The sequence below is a fragment of the Pseudomonas sp. Pseusp16 genome, assembly GCF_047324915.1.
In the GTDB taxonomy this organism is placed as follows: domain Bacteria; phylum Pseudomonadota; class Gammaproteobacteria; order Pseudomonadales; family Pseudomonadaceae; genus Aquipseudomonas; species Aquipseudomonas fluorescens_CD.
In genome coordinates this window covers 720,653-735,455 of the sequence record NZ_CP168522.1, presented here as the reverse complement: position 1 = coordinate 735,455, position 14,803 = coordinate 720,653, and the positions used below count along the sequence as shown (strand labels likewise).

Below are 14,803 nucleotides of genomic sequence, written 5' to 3'. Positions count from 1 at the left end.
TAAAAGGAGGCACTTTCGCGTGTGAGGCACTTATGAAAATCTCCGCCAGACTGGCGTTTTTCGCCGTCGTCAGCACCCTCGCCTACCTTGGCCTGGCGATCTGGGGACTGGGTGGTTTCGCGGCTTATTTCAGTCACGGTTCACTGGTCGTCGTTGCCTTGGCCACCCTGATCATGGCCGTCGTATCACTGTTCAGCGAAGTCAACCTGAGTTCGGGAGAACGCGAAGACCGGGCCAATCGCTGGGTCCTCCCGGCTTTCGGCGTGATCGGTGTGCTGAGCGGCTTTCTGCCGGCCTATACCGACCGCATCGACTTCTGGACTTTCGGTGGAGAAGGCGTGCGCTGGCTCGGGGCGCTGCTGTTCATCGTGGGCGGCGCGCTGCGGTTGTGGCCCGTATTCGTGCTGGGCAAGCGCTTCAGCGGATTGGTGGCCATTCAACCGGGGCATCGACTGGTCACCGACGGCATTTACCGCAACCTGCGCAACCCCAGTTACCTGGGGATGATGGTCATCGCCGTGGGCTGGGCGCTGGCGTTTCGCTCGGGCGTCGGTCTGTTGCTGGCGGCGTTGACCTTGATCCCGCTGATAGCCCGGATTCATTCGGAAGAGGCCCTGCTGAAGGCGCAGTTCGGCAGCGAATACGAGGCCTATTGCGCCCGCTCCTGGCGGCTGGTTCCCGGACTTTACTGACTGGAACACTGATCCCCTGTGGGAGCGGGCTTGCTCCGCGCGGCGTTCCGACGAAAGCGTCCTTTCAGTCGACATGTTTGTTGAATGAGGGACCGCTTTCGCGAGCAAGCCCGCTCCCACATTAGACGGCGTGCAGGCGCAGACCGGCGGCATCCACCAGAACCCGCACCGATTCATAACTTGCCACCGTCGCATGCAAGGTCTTGATCGGCTGCTCATGGGTCGCAGTGACAATCATCACGTCCGCCCCCGCCGCCTCGGCCGCCAGAATCCCCACCGTGGCGTCCTCAAAAACCAGACACTGTGCGGGCTCGACATCCAGGCGCCGGGCCGCGAGCCTGTACCCCGCAGGGTCGGGTTTGCCGGCCGTGACGTCCTCGGCAGTCACCATCACCTCAGGCTCCGGAATCCCCGCCGCCGCCATCCGCCGCAACGCCAGTTGCCGCGGGGCGGAAGTGACGATGGCCCACTGTTTGGCTGGCAAAGACCGCAGGAACTTCGCCGCGCCGGCCACTTCCAAAACCCCGTCGACATCCTCGATTTCCGCTTCGGTAATCCACGCCGCTTCCGCTTCGGCATCCATCCCGGACAACCCCAGACGGCTGATGGTGTCGATGGCGCGGACACCGTGAATGGTCGGCAGGAAGCTGTCGACATCGACGCCATGGCGCACGGCCCAGGTTGTCCAGACCCGCTCGGCGGCGGCAATGGACGTCAGGACGGTGCCGTCCATGTCGAACAGAAAGGCACGGTAAGTCGAGTTGAAAACAGAGTGATCAGCCAAGGAAAAGAACCTCGCAGGCGCCAGACGGATTTGCCAGGCAATGTAGCATCTGCACGGGTCAGTTGATTCGCCTGGATTTGAAAGTATCGCCCACACAATCGAGCAACCCGCCGATCATCCAGGGCTTCTTGATGAAAGAGACCGTGTGCCGCACGCCTGAGCTTTCAGGGGTTTCGAAACCGGACATGATCATGATCGGCTTGTCCGGCCAGCGATCGCCGAACTGGTTGGCCAGGTCCGCGCCATTGAGCGTGCCGGGCATGCTGATGTCTGTCAGCAGCATGTGCACCTGCGGCGCATGCTGTTCCAGATAGATCACTGCCGCGTCGGCACTGATTTGCGGCTCGACGACAAAACCTTCCTCCTGAAGAATTTCACACAGAAACTCGAGGATCAGCGGGTCGTCCTCGACCACCAGGATCAACCCGCCAGGAAGATCTCCACCCGCCGTCGATGCTCGACTCATGACCGTGCCGCTCCCTGATTGCCTCTATGAATTCGCGGGCTCTAATCCGCTACCTAAAAGGTAGAGCTGCGGACTCGGCGGAAATTCATTTTTAATGCAGCCAGGTGACCGGCATCAAGCGTCCTGCAGGATCAGGTCGGCCCCCTTCTCCGCCACCATCAGCACGGCGGCGTGGGTATTGCCCGACGTCACGTTGGGGAAAATCGACGCATCGACGATGCGCAAACCGTCCAGCCCGTGGACCTTGAGACGCTTGTCCACCACCGATTTCCGCTCATCCGAGCCCATGGCGCAGGAACCGCACAAGTGGTAGATCGAGCCACTGTTTTCGCGGAAGTACTGCAACATCTGCTCGTCGGTTTCGACCACCGGTCCCGGCAACACCTCTTCGACGGTGATGCCCTTGAGCGCAGGTGCCTGCATGATCTTGCGCATCAGGCGGCTGCCCTGGATCACCTCGTCGATGTCTTTCTGGGTACTCAGGTAATTCGGGTCGATCAGTGCCGCATCCCGCGGGTTTTTCGAAGCGATTTCGATGTGCCCGCGACTGGTCGGCCGGCACGGGTTGAAGCACAGCAGGAAGCCTGAGTACGGCTCGGGCTTGAGGCTGGCCTTGTTGTTTTTCGGGATCTGGTACGACAGCGGGTTGAAGTACAACTGCAAATTCGGGTTGCTCTGCTGCTCGTCGCCACGGAAGAACCCGCCGGCCTGGTTCACGCTCATCGCCAGCGCGCCCTTGCGGGTCAACAGGTACTTCAGGCCCAGCTTTAACTGGCCGAACAGCGAACCGAGCTGGTCGTTCAGCGTCGGAATGTTGGCCTTGTAGTAGTAACTGGCGCACAGGTGATCCTGCAGGTTCTGCCCCACCGCCGGCAGGTGCTTGACCATCGGGATGTTGTGCCTGGCCAGCAGCGCCTGATCGGCCACGCCGGACAGTTGCAGGATCTTCGGCGTGTCCACGGCACCGGCGCACAGGATCACTTCCTTGTTGGCGATGAAGGTACGCACCACGCCATGCTGGCTGATGGAGACCCCGGTAGCGCGCTGCCGGTCGTCGAACAGTACCCGGTCCACCAGGGCGAAATGCTCGACCGTCAGGTTCGGCCGGATCAATGCCGGGTGCAAATGGGCGAAGCTGCTGGAGCAGCGCTGGCCGTCGCGGGTGTTGACGTCGTAGATGCCCGCACCTTCGAATTTCGGCCCGTTGAAGTCGTCGCTGATGGGGTAGCCCAGTTCATCGCAACCCTTGAGGAACACATCGCAGATCGGATGGGTCTGGCCCTTCATCGGCGTGATGCTGATCGGGCCGCTGCCGCCGTGGTAGTCGCTGTCACCCAGCGGGTGGTTCTCCAGCTTGCGGAAGTACGGCAGCACGTCCTTGAAACCCCAACCGTCGTTGCCGTTGGCCGCCCAGTCATCGAAGTCATGGGCCTGGCCACGCACGTAGACCATCGCGTTGATCGAGCCCGAACCACCCTGCACCTTGCCGCGCGGGGCGTAGATCTCGCGGTTGTTCAACTGCTTTTGCGGACGGCTGTAGTACATCCAGTTGAAGGTCGGGTTGTAATACATTTTGGCGAAGCCGACCGGGATCTTGAACCAGAAGGACGAGTCTTTCCCGCCGGCTTCCAGCAGCAGCACCGTGTATTTCCCGGAAGCCGAGAGGCGATTGGCCAGAACGCAGCCTGCAGCGCCGGCGCCAGCGATGATGTAGTCGTATGTCATGCACGGTTACCGCGTAAGTCGTTGTTCAAAAAAGCCGGAATGGGTAGAGCCCTGTAGGAGCGAGCTTGCTCGCGATGGTGGTCAACGATTACGCGGCGCACCTGACACCCCGCGGCGTTCTCGGATTCATCGCGAGCAGGCTCGCTCCTACAGAAGAGCGTCCCGTCAGCCCCTGGCCGGTGAGGTGTCTTTGACATCCGCCGGGGTGGGCGCCATTTGCAGGTGCAGGCGCTCGCCGGTGTATGGCGAATGCTTGCGCACCACGTCCATGTTCAGCTCCACGCCAAGGCCCGGCTCGGTGGACGGGATGATGTAGCCGTCCTCCCACTGCAACGGTTTGGTCAGGACTTCGGCATGGAAACCGCCCCAGGTCATGATGCTTTCCTGGATCAGGAAGTTCGGCGTGCACGTCGCCAACTGAAAACTCGCCGCCGCGCCAATGGGCCCGTTGTAGAGATGCGGGGCGATCTGCGCGTAATAGGCTTCGGCCATGCTCGCAATCTTCTTCGCCTCCAGCAGGCCGCCGCAGCGGGCGACGTTCATTTGCAGGATCGACGCACCGCCGGCCTGCAACAGCTTGAAGAACTCGTACTTGGTGGTCAGGCGCTCACCGGTGGCAATCGGGATGCTGGTCTTGGCCGCGACCTGCGCCATGGCGTCTTCCTGGCCCGGTGGCACCGGCTCTTCGAACCACAGCGGGTCGTACTTTTCCAGGCGCTTGGCCAGGCGAATCGCCGAAGACGGCACCATTTGCCCATGGGTGCCGAACAGCAGGTCGCACTTGTCACCCACCGCTTCGCGGATCTTGCGGCAGAAGGTTTCGCAGCGTTCCAGCACTTGCAGGGAAATCTGGTGCCCGGAGTACGCGGTGTATGGCCCGGCCGGGTCGAACTTCACGGCGGTGAAACCTTTGTTCATGTTCTCGATGGCGCACTCGGCGGCCAGGTCCGGGTCGTCATAGTCGTACTCGCCCTTGCTGTTGACCGGGTACAGGTAGGTGTAGGAACGCAGCCGTTCGTTGACCTTGCCACCGAGCAACTCGTAGACCGGCTTGTTCGCCGCTTTGCCGATGATGTCCCAGCACGCCATCTCCAGCCCGCTGACCACGCCCATCATGGTCAGGTCCGGACGCTGGGTGAAACCGCTCGAATAGGCCTGGCGGAAGAAACGCTCGATGTGGTGCGGATCCTGGTTCAGCAGGTAGCGTTCGAACACGTCTTCGATGATCGGCAGCATGGCCTTCGGGCCGAACGTCGCAGCGTAGATCTCGCCCACGCCTTCGATGCCGCAATCGGTCTTGAGCTTGACGAACAGCCAGTACATGCCGCCGATGTGTGGTGGCGGTACGGCAACGATGTGGGTTTCAAGGGCGACGATTTTCATCTCAGGCACCTGTCTTGTTCAAAGATTGACGATTGATTCGAGCGCGCAGGGTCAGGGCCGCCAGGGTCCCGAGCAGGCCGACGAAAGCGATGTAGCCGAAATACAGCTTGTAGCCAAAGGCACCGGGGAAATGTTCGGTCAGGTAGCCATTGATCAAGGGAATGAAGGCATCCGGCAGGTAACCCACCACCGAGACAATGCCGATGGCCAGGCCGGTGATGCGCAGCGGAATGTTGCAGGTGTCGAGGATCGCCCAGTACAGCCCGCGAATGGCGTAGGTCATCAGGCCGATGAAAATCACCGTGCCGATCAGCAGGCCCAGGCTGTTGAGCGCCGGGAACACGATCAGGCCGACCATCGCCAGTGTCGCCATGAACAAGGCAACGATCAGCACCGAGATATTGGAGAACTTGTCGCCGAGCCAGCCGCCGCCAATGCCGCCGATGGGGCGCATCCACAACTTGATGGTGGTGATGGTGCCGGCCATGACCGCCGTCATACCGCCGCCCTGCAGGTAATCGGAGAAACTGTAGGTGGCCCAGAAGATGTGATAACCGCAGAACACAATGGCCGTCACCAGCCACAGCTCAGGGATTTTCACCAGGGTGGTCAGGTCGCTGAGCAGGTTGTACTTGCCCTTCTCCACCGTCGCCGTGTCTTCCATCGACTTCGGGTCCTTGATCAACACCAGTACGCAGCCGATGGCGATGCAAGTGAAGGCATACAGGTAAACCACGTGCTTGAAGCCTTCGGCGGCCGACTCGCCACGGGTTTCGGTGGCGAAGGCGAACAGGCCCAGGGCAACTGTCGCCAGCAGCGCTTCGACCAAGCCACGGCCACCATCGAGGATGCCGAAAAACCGGCCCTGTTCAGTGTGATGGGCAATCATCTTCACCCGCTTGAGCACCGAGGCCCAGAAGGTCAGGCCGGTGGTCAGGCCCCAGCAACCGAAGATGATCATCAGGCCAGTCATCGACGGCGCGGTGGAGTACCACAGGCCCAGGGCACCGGTGGCCACCAGCGAGAAGAAGATCAAAAAGCGTGGCGCGATGCGATCCGCCAGCCAGCCGCTGGGCAGATACGAGAGCAGGAAGATCGTGCCGAGCATCGAGTACAGATAACCCAGCTCGCTGTGGCTGATCTGGAACACTTCGAGCATGGTGGTCTGGTAGACCTGGCGCAGGTACAGGATCGGGTAGATCGCACCGGCGGCGAGCACCAACAGCATCAGTTGGAAATAACGACTTCCCTTGTCGCTGTGGCTTTTTGAACCCGCGTTCGAACCCTGAACAGCGGCAACAGTGGTTGCAGGCTTGGACATCTGTGGGACCTCGGGCAGCCCGGTGGTCCGGGCGCCCTGAATAATTGTTTTTATGGGTGTGGCGTGTTGCGGGTGGATCAGTACTTCATGACCACCAAACGGGTCTGGGTAAATTCGAGCATGCCGTGCTTGCCGTCATCGCCACCCAAACCGGAGCGTTTCCAGCCAGCGTGGAAACCCTGGTACGGGTCGGCCGGGGTGCGATTGACGTACAACTCGCCGGCCTCGATGGCATTGGCGACTTTCTGCGCGGTGCGGTAATTCTCGGTGTACAGCACCGACGACAGGCCGAACTGGTGATCGTTGGCCATGGCCAGCGCTTCGTCTATGTCGCGGTACTTGAGCACCGGCAGCACCGGGCCGAAGATTTCTTCCTGGATGATTTCCATGTCCTGGCGGCAGCCGCTGAGCAGGGTCGGCGGATAGAAATGGCCGTTGCCCTCGGGCAGCACGCCGCCGGTCTCCAGCACCGCGCCATCGGCAATGGCGCGCTCGACCATGGCGTGGATGTTCTGCCGCGAACTGGCGTTGACCAATGGCCCCATCAGGCTGGCATCGGTGGCGCGGTCGCCGAATTTCACGGCACTGATTTTCTCTTTCAACAGGCCGAGGAATCTGTCGTAGACACTTTCCTGCACATAGACCCGCTCCACCGCCGTGCACAACTGGCCACAGTGGGTGGTCTTGGAAGCGACGATGGCGCTGGCGGCGGCTTCAAGGTCAGCGTCGGCCTCGATGATCGCCGGTGTCTTGCCCCCCAGTTCCAGGGACGGCTTGGCGATGTTGGCCTTGCAGTAATCGAGCACGATGCGCCCGGCGTTGACGCTGCCGGTCAGGGTGATCAGGCCCACGGCCTTATGGGTGCAGACAACAGCTGCGGTGCCGTGGTCCATGGTCAGGATGTTCACCACGCCTGCCGGCAGGCCGGATTGCTGCACGGCCTTGGCGATTTCGAAGGCCGAAGTCGGCGTGTTGTTGCTCGGTCGCACCACTACAGTGTTGCCGGCAATCAGCGCCGGGGCGATCTTGCGCAGCAGGGTGTAGACCGGGTAGTTGAACGGAATCAGGCACGCGACCACGCCAATCGGCTCGCGGTGCAGGAACAGGTTTTCGTTCGGGGAATCGCTGGGAATGATCTCGCCTTCGATACGACGCGCCCATTCGGCGTGATAGCGAGTGATCTGCGCCGCGTAACGGGCTTCGTTGCTGGCGTCGGCAACGCTTTTGCCGGATTCGCCGGCCAGGGCCTCGCCGATGTTTTGGGCGTTGGCTTCAAGGGCATCAGCGAAGGCACGCAGGTATTCGGCGCGCTCGATGCTGGTGAGCCTGCCCCATACTTTTTGTGCTGCCTGGGCCGCTTCGACCGCCGCCGTGGCTTCATCGGCGGTGGCCGCGGAGACGTGGCCCACCAGCGCTTCGGTCGCCGGGTTGTAGACCGCGATCAGTGCAGCGTTGGCCGGTTCAATGAAGTGGCCGTTAACAAAGTTTCGCTCGAGTCGCATGTGAATCGCCCATCGTTGTTTTTATCCAGTCCGGGCAGTCTTGGCATCTGACCCGCGTTGAACAAACGATTTATTGCGCGACGAAACATTCAAAAAACGCACGTTACCCCCTGTGAACGGTGTGATCCCCTGTAGGAGCGAGCTTGCTCGCGATGGTCTTGAGGGCACCGTGGGGTGTCAGGTTCCCAGCGTTATCGTTGACGCCCATCGCGAGCGAGCTCGCTCCTACAGGGGGGCTGTGGTGTTTCAGGAAGCCGCGGTAGACGGCTCCAGCTGCCTCTGCGCCAACCAGACCTCCTCCTGCAACCACTGGCTGAACACCTGTAACTGAGGCATCTGTGTCTGCTCCGGCCGGGTCACCAGCCAGTAGGACTGGTGCCCGTCGACATGCACGTTCAACACCTGGGTCAACTGCCCACTGGCCAATTCCGAGGCGACCATGTGCCAGTCGGCAATGGTGATCCCCAGGCCATCGATGGCGGCCTGGATCGCCAGGTCCAGCAAATCGAATTCATAACCGCCCTGGGTGTCGACCCCGCTGATGCGCGCCGCATCCAGCCAGTGTTTCCAGGTCAGGTAACGCTGGTCTTCCCGGGCCAGCACATGCAGCAGCGTCAGGCGATTGAGGTCCAGGCCCTGCTCGCTCCACTCCCGCGCATACAGGGACGGCGCGCACACCGCGATATGCCGTTCCTGGATCAGCAGCGAACTGTCCAGCCCGTCCCATTCGCCATCGCCAAAACGGATCGCGCAGTCCAGGGTGCTGGTCTCCGCCAGGCTGTCCTGCAGGCGCGTGGTGATGCTCAGTTCCAGCTCCGGATGCTGCTCGCGCAAGCGCCCCAGCCGTGGCATCAGCCAGCGGCTGGTGAAGGTCGGCGGTGCGTTGATGTGCAAACGGTTGGAGTGGGTTTTCTGCTGGATGCTGCGCACCGTCAGCTCGATCTTGTCGAACGACTGGTGCAATGCCCGCAACAGCACCCGGCCGGCGCTGGTCAGGTCGAGGTGATGATGCCGCCGCTCCAGAAGGTTCTCGCCCAATTGCTCTTCAAGCTGACGCACCTGGCGGCTGACTGCGCTCTGGGTGACATTGAGCAACTCGGCGGCCCGGGTGAAGCTGCCGGTGCTACCGGCCACTTCGAAGGCTTTGAGGGCATTCAGACCGGGCATTTTGCGTTTCATGAAAGACACTCGTGGAAGGCTGACCAGTTAATTAGCATCCCACGCCTCGTGGGAAATTTCCTGAGTAACATGCAATTTTGTGTTGCGTAGGACAACTCAGAAAGCACCGCGAACCGCTTTTCTGTGGGAGCGGGCTTGCTCGCGAAAGCGGTGTATCAGTCAACATTGATGTATCTGACACACCGCTTTCGCGAGCAAGCCCGCTCCCACAAGGATCGTGTCCAGCCTGTCTATTTCAGGCTCCGGCACAGCCCTGCGCCAGTAACATGCATTTATCGAAGGTTTCCCCGCTGAATTTATCGTTTGTCGTTCTTTGCCCCGCTGACAAAACTGCAGCCATCTCTAATAAAAACAACATGAGAGCTGCCCCATGCCTTACCTCACCCGCCCCCTCCCGAATACGCCCCGACCGCTTAAGCCTCCGGCTTCCCGCCCGCCTCGCCTGCGCCTGCACGGTGCTCGCCGCTGATTCTTTCGCTGACTTGATCCCTTGAGTTCCAGGCCGCCTGCGGCCAGTCGAAAAACGCACTTTGCTACGTATCGGAGAGGCTTTATGAACGAGCTGATGACACTGGACGGCACCGCGCCGCACCCTGCCGTCGACGACCTGTGCACACAGGTCAGGAATGGCCGGATCAACCGTCGACAATTCCTGCGCACCGCCGCCCTGCTGGGCGTCACCGTGGCCAGCGCCAGCACCTTTATCGGTTCGGCGCTGCTCGGCGATTCGGCGTTCGCCGCCGAGGATCAGCCGCCGCGCCAAGGGGGTAGCCTGCGTTTTGCCTGCGCCATCCAGGAAATCCAGGACCCGATGCTGATCACCTGGATCGAAGCGTCGAACCTGCTGCGCAATTCCCTGGAGTTCCTGACCTGGGTCGATGCGGAGAACATCACCCACCCGTACCTGGCCGAAAGCTGGAGCCCGTCCGAAGACCTCAAGGTCTGGACCTTCAACCTGCGCCAAGGCGTGAAGTGGAGCAACGGCGACGAGTTCACCAGCGACGACGTCGAGCACAACATCAATCGCTGGATCGCCGCCGACTCCAAGTCGGTCAACCGCACCGCGTTCCAGGACGTTGCAGCCTTCGAAAAAACCGGCCCGTACCAGTTCCGCCTGGTGCTCAAGCGCCCGATCCTGGCCGTTCCGGAAATGCTCAGTGCGTTCACCTGCACTCTGGTGCACCGCAGCTTCAAGAACGGCGACGACTGGACGAAAAACCCGATCGGCACCGGCCCGTTCAAGCTGGTTTCTTTCGCGGTCAACAAGCAGGCCACCTTCGCCAAACGCGCGGACTACTGGCGCAAGCCGGCCAACCTCGACGAACTGCGCTACGTCGACATGGGCACCGACATTTCCACCCACCTGGCTGCCTTGCAGGCCGGTCAAGTGGACGTGCTCTATCGCGTCACCGTCGCCGAGCTGGACCTGGCCAAACGCTTGCCGGGGGCGCAGCTACTGAGCTGCAAGTCGGCGCAAACCGTGGTCATGCGCATGGCCTGCGACCAGAAGCCGTTTACCGATGTGCGCATCCGCAAAGCCGTGGTGCTGTGTGCCGATAACGCACAGATGCTGAAGATCGCCTATCGCGGCATGGGCACCCTCGGTGAAGACCACCACGTCGCGCCTTCCCACCCGGAATACTCGCCACTGCCCAAGCGTGAGCGGGATGTGGCCGGGGCGAAAAAGCTGCTGGCCGAAGCCGGTTACCCCAACGGCATCGACATCGACCTGATCGTCGGCAACACCCAGGGCCGCTACGAACAGGACTGCGCGCAGATCCTGCAACAGAACTGCCTGGACGCCGGCATCCGCATCGCCCTCAAGGTGATCCCGGCCACCCAGTACTGGCCGATCTGGGACAAGGCGGCGTTCAGCCTGACCTATTGGGCACACCGCCCGCTGGGCGTGATGTCTCTGGAACTGGCCTACCGCAGCGGCGCCGCCTGGAATGAAAGCCACTACAGCGACCCGGCGTTCGACGCCGCGCTGGACAAGGCCATGGGCATCATCGATCCGCAGCAACGCGCCTTGGCGATGCAGGACGTCGAACGCATCCTGCAGGACGCCGCCGTGATGGTGCAGCCGTTCTGGGGTGACAAGTTCACCGCCACCAGCAAGAAGGTCCAGGGCTTCAAGGTTCACCCTTCGGACTTCTACCCAATGGATGAAGTCTGGTTGAGCGCCTGACCCGCAGCCCCGAAAGTGCCCGCCCACCGACCGGTGCGGCGGGCCGGCATCCCTTGATTAGCCGGAGCCTGCAAGCATGGCTGAATTTCTGTTACGCAAATTGATGGCGTTGATCGCGACCCTGTTGTCGGTGTCGCTGATCGTGTTCGTCGCCCTCGAACTGAATATCGAGGACGTGGCGATCAACGTCCTCGGCCCCTACTCCGCCGCCGACCAGCGCGCGGCGTGGCTGGTGGAACACGGCTACAACCAGCCGTTCCTGTGGCGCTACCTGGTATGGCTGAAGGATTTCGTCAGCGGCGACTGGGGCACCTCGGTGCACTTTCGCGAGCCTGTGATCAACCTGCTGCTGCCCAACCTTGGGCAAACCCTGATCCTCGCCGGGCTGGCGCTGTTGATCATGGTGCCGGTGGCTTTGACCCTGGGCATTCTGGCGGGCATTCGCCAGGGTTCGCCGGTGGACCGCCTGGTGTCGTTCCTGTCGATTGTCACCACGTCGATTCCGGACTTCGCCAGTGCGGTGTTCGTCTCGGCGATCTTCGTCTTCTGGCTCAACTGGCTGCCGGGCGTGAGCAGCATGAGCGAAGGCTTCAACGCCGCCGAACTGGCCCTGCCGCTGATGGTGCTGTGCCTGTTCGGCATCGGCTACCTGGCGCGCATCACCCGCGCCTCGATGGTCGAAGTGATGCAGGCGCCGTACATCCGCACCGCTCGCCTCAAGGGCGCGTCGACTTCGCGCATCGTCCTGCGCCATGCCCTGCGCAACGTGCTGATCGCACCGATCACAGTGATCATGCTGTACATCCCGTGGCTGCTGTCGAACGTGATCGTGGTCGAGGTGTTCTTCGCCTACAAGGGCTTCGGCTCATTGCTGTACACCGCCTCGCTGAACCACGACGTGTACCTGATCGAAGCCTGCGCCATGATCAGCGGCGCGGTGGTTGGCGCGACCAAAATCTTTTCCGACCTGGCCTACACCTGGCTCAACCCGCGCATCACCTTGCGCAGTCTTGGCGGAGGTGGCCAATGAGCTTCCTGCATTCGTTCAAACATCCTTTGGCCCTGCTCGGCCTGCTGCTGGTGGGCGGCTGGGTGCTGGTCGCCGTGTTTGCGCCGTGGCTGGCGCCCCACGACCCGCTGGAAAGCTTCAGCCCGTTGCTCACGCCGATGACCGCCGACCCCGGCGGCCAGAGCTTCCTGCTGGGCACCGACATGATTGGCCGGGACATTCTTTCGCGGCTGATCTGGGGCACCCGGACCGTGCTGTTCTGGTCGATCCTCGCCACCCTGACCGCGTTCGCCGCAGGCATCGCGATGGGCCTGTGTGCCGGTTACTTCAATGGCAAGGTCGACGCCTTCCTGTCCTATGTCGCCGACACCGTGCTGTCGTTCCCGGTGCTGGTGCTGTACATCGTGATCATCATCGCCCTCGGCGCTTCGGCGCTGAACATCCTGATCGCGGTGACCTTCACCAGCGCCCCGGCGATCTTCCGCATCATGCGCGCCCTGACCATCGACATCCGCTCCCGGGACTACGTGCTCAGCGCCATCACCCAGGGCGAAGGTTCGCTACGCATCATGCTGGTGGAAATCCTGCCCAACTGCGGCGGGCCGCTGATCGTCGATTTCTGCCTGCGCATCGGCTACACCGCGATCATGATCGGCGCCCTCGGCTTCCTCGGCCTCGGCCTGCCACCGCCGACCCCGGACTGGGGCGGCATGATCAACGAAGGCCGCAGCATGGCCATCGCGTTCCCGCACCTGGTGATCTTCCCGTGCATTGCCATCTCCACCCTGATGCTGGGCCTGAGCCTGCTGGCGGACGGCCTGGATGAACACGCCCAGAAAGGCGCAAGGAGCTGAGCATGAACAACCCACAGAAGCTGCAACAAGTGCTGCGCGTGGAGAACCTCTGCATCGAGCTGCCGGCCGGCGCCGACCGCAGCCACGCCGTGCACGGCATCAGCCTGGAGGTGCGCAAAGGCGAAATCCTCTGCGTGATCGGTGAGTCCGGCTCGGGCAAATCCGTACTGTCGGCGGCGATCATGGGCGACTACGCCAAAGGCCTGCGCCACAGCGAAGGGGTGATCGATTTTCTCGGTAACGACATCTGTCGCATGCCGGACGATGCCTTGCGTCAGCTGCGTGGCAATCGCATCGCGATGATTTTCCAGGAACCCATGGCGGCACTGAACCCGGCGATCCGCATCGGCCAGCAAGTCGAGGAAATCTTCGACATTCATGCACCGCAAATGCCCGCTACCGAACGCCGCGAACGCATGCTCGCCCTGCTCGACTCGACCCATTTGCCCGACCCGCCACGGATCGCCAACAGCTTCCCGCACCAGCTTTCCGGTGGCCAATGCCAGCGCGTGGTGATCGCCATGGCCCTGGCGATGAACCCGGACCTGCTGATCGCCGACGAACCGACCACGGCGCTGGACGTCACCACGCAAGCGCAAGTGCTGAAACTGGTGCGCGAACTGCGCGGGCGCGGCCAGCACGGGATTCTGTTCATCACCCATGACTTTGGCGTGGTCGCGGAGATCGCCGACCGGATTGCGGTGATGGAAGGTGGGCGGCTGGTGGAAATCGGTGAGCGCGACCAGGTGCTCAATGCCCCGACGCACCCGTACACCCGCAAGCTGATCGCGGCGGTGCCGGCGCTGCACCCGGAACTCCACGTACCGAGTGCCGACGGCGAACTGGCGTTGCGCATCGAGCACTTGAACAAGACCTACAACGTCGGCGGCCGCTCGGTGGCGGCGTTGCGGGATGTCTCGCTGCAACTGCCACGGGGCAAGACCCTGGCCATCGTCGGCGAGTCCGGCTCGGGCAAGAGTACGCTGGTCAAAGCGGCGATTCGCCTGGTGGACAGCGACAGCGGTCACGTCTGGCTCGGCGACACCGACTTCCTGGCTTTGCGCGGGGCTGCGCTGGCAGCCAACCGACGGCGCATCCAGATGATTTTCCAGGACCCTTATGGCTCGCTCAATCCACGCCATCGGGTCGGCGACATCATCGCCCGCGCCGCGCAATTGCGTGGTTTGTCGGCCAAGGATGCGTGGATCGAAGCCGGTGATCTGCTGGAGCAGGTCGGGCTCAAGCGCGACGCCCTCAAACGCAAGCCACGGCAGTTTTCCGGTGGTCAGCGCCAGCGCATCGGCATCGCCCGCGCGCTGGCCATGCGCCCGGAAGTGCTGATCGCCGACGAAAGCGTTTCGGCCCTGGATGTGTCAGTGCAGAAGCAAGTGCTGGAGTTGCTCGCCGAACTGCAACAGCGGCTGAACCTGAGCATCCTGTTCATCACCCACGACCTGCGGGTGGCGGCGCAGATCAGCGACTACATCGCGGTGATGCGCCAGGGTGAAGTGGTCGAGTACGGCACCGCTGAACAGGTACTGCTCAGGCCGCAGAACAGCTACACCCAGACGCTGCTGGCGGCGGCCCCCGGCGCTTCGGCGATACAGGCCAGCCCTGTCGATGGCCCGCCGTTGAGACTGATCCGACCCCAGGCCCGATAACCCGAACCCCTTTCCCCACGCCGCTGCGTTCGCTGCGGC

General features: G+C 62.3%; 12 protein-coding genes. 5 read left to right on the top strand and 7 right to left on the bottom strand.

The window, feature by feature from the left end; translation table 11 throughout:
* The first annotated feature begins 32 nt into the window (after positions 1–32).
* Positions 33–692: a methyltransferase family protein gene (locus ACEN8Q_RS03150; protein ID WP_413704487.1), complete on the top strand. Its 660-nt coding sequence runs from the start codon at positions 33–35 to the stop codon at positions 690–692.
* Between the two features lie 121 nt (positions 693–813).
* Here the strand turns inward: ACEN8Q_RS03150 and ACEN8Q_RS03145 are convergent, their stop codons facing one another.
* The 7 genes from ACEN8Q_RS03145 to ACEN8Q_RS03115 all read right to left on the bottom strand — a co-directional run bounded on the left by ACEN8Q_RS03145 (position 814) and on the right by ACEN8Q_RS03115 (position 9,052).
* Positions 814–1,476 (bottom strand): HAD-IA family hydrolase, encoded by a 663-nt coding sequence (locus tag ACEN8Q_RS03145; protein ID WP_413704486.1) that lies wholly within the window; start codon positions 1,474–1,476, stop codon positions 814–816.
* A gap of 58 nt (positions 1,477–1,534) precedes the next feature.
* Positions 1,535–1,942, bottom strand: coding sequence for a response regulator (locus tag ACEN8Q_RS03140; protein ID WP_413428076.1), 408 nt, complete (start codon positions 1,940–1,942; stop codon positions 1,535–1,537).
* Between the two features lie 114 nt (positions 1,943–2,056).
* Positions 2,057–3,667: a GMC family oxidoreductase gene (locus tag ACEN8Q_RS03135; RefSeq protein WP_413704485.1), complete on the bottom strand. Its 1,611-nt coding sequence runs from the start codon at positions 3,665–3,667 to the stop codon at positions 2,057–2,059.
* A 165-nt stretch (positions 3,668–3,832) separates the two neighbouring features.
* Entirely contained in the window at positions 3,833–5,050 is a 1,218-nt protein-coding gene (locus tag ACEN8Q_RS03130; RefSeq protein WP_175379011.1) for a mandelate racemase/muconate lactonizing enzyme family protein, read from the bottom strand.
* Position 5,051: 1 nt separating this feature from the next.
* A complete protein-coding gene (locus ACEN8Q_RS03125; RefSeq protein ID WP_413428074.1) occupies positions 5,052–6,371 on the bottom strand; it encodes an MFS transporter in 1,320 nt (439 codons plus the stop codon).
* A 77-nt stretch (positions 6,372–6,448) separates the two neighbouring features.
* A complete protein-coding gene (gene aldA, locus ACEN8Q_RS03120; RefSeq protein WP_413428073.1) occupies positions 6,449–7,873 on the bottom strand; it encodes an aldehyde dehydrogenase in 1,425 nt (474 codons plus the stop codon).
* A gap of 246 nt (positions 7,874–8,119) precedes the next feature.
* Positions 8,120–9,052, bottom strand: a complete 933-nt coding sequence (locus tag ACEN8Q_RS03115; protein WP_413428072.1) for a LysR substrate-binding domain-containing protein — start codon at positions 9,050–9,052, stop codon at positions 8,120–8,122.
* A 553-nt stretch (positions 9,053–9,605) separates the two neighbouring features.
* On the opposite strand from ACEN8Q_RS03115, the gene ACEN8Q_RS03110 reads away from it, so the two are divergent.
* The 4 genes from ACEN8Q_RS03110 to ACEN8Q_RS03095 all read left to right on the top strand — a co-directional run bounded on the left by ACEN8Q_RS03110 (position 9,606) and on the right by ACEN8Q_RS03095 (position 14,764).
* Complete coding sequence (locus ACEN8Q_RS03110) at positions 9,606–11,240, top strand: ABC transporter substrate-binding protein (RefSeq protein WP_413704484.1); 1,635 nt, start codon at positions 9,606–9,608, stop codon at positions 11,238–11,240.
* Between the two features lie 76 nt (positions 11,241–11,316).
* Positions 11,317–12,270, top strand: coding sequence for an ABC transporter permease (locus tag ACEN8Q_RS03105; protein ID WP_413428811.1), 954 nt, complete (start codon positions 11,317–11,319; stop codon positions 12,268–12,270).
* Positions 12,267–13,103 (top strand): ABC transporter permease, encoded by an 837-nt coding sequence (locus ACEN8Q_RS03100; protein ID WP_413704483.1) that lies wholly within the window; start codon positions 12,267–12,269, stop codon positions 13,101–13,103. Before ACEN8Q_RS03105 ends, ACEN8Q_RS03100 begins: the two co-directional genes overlap by 4 nt.
* A 2-nt stretch (positions 13,104–13,105) precedes the next feature.
* Entirely contained in the window at positions 13,106–14,764 is a 1,659-nt protein-coding gene (locus ACEN8Q_RS03095) for a dipeptide ABC transporter ATP-binding protein (RefSeq protein WP_413704482.1), read from the top strand.
* Positions 14,765–14,803 lie beyond the last annotated feature (39 nt).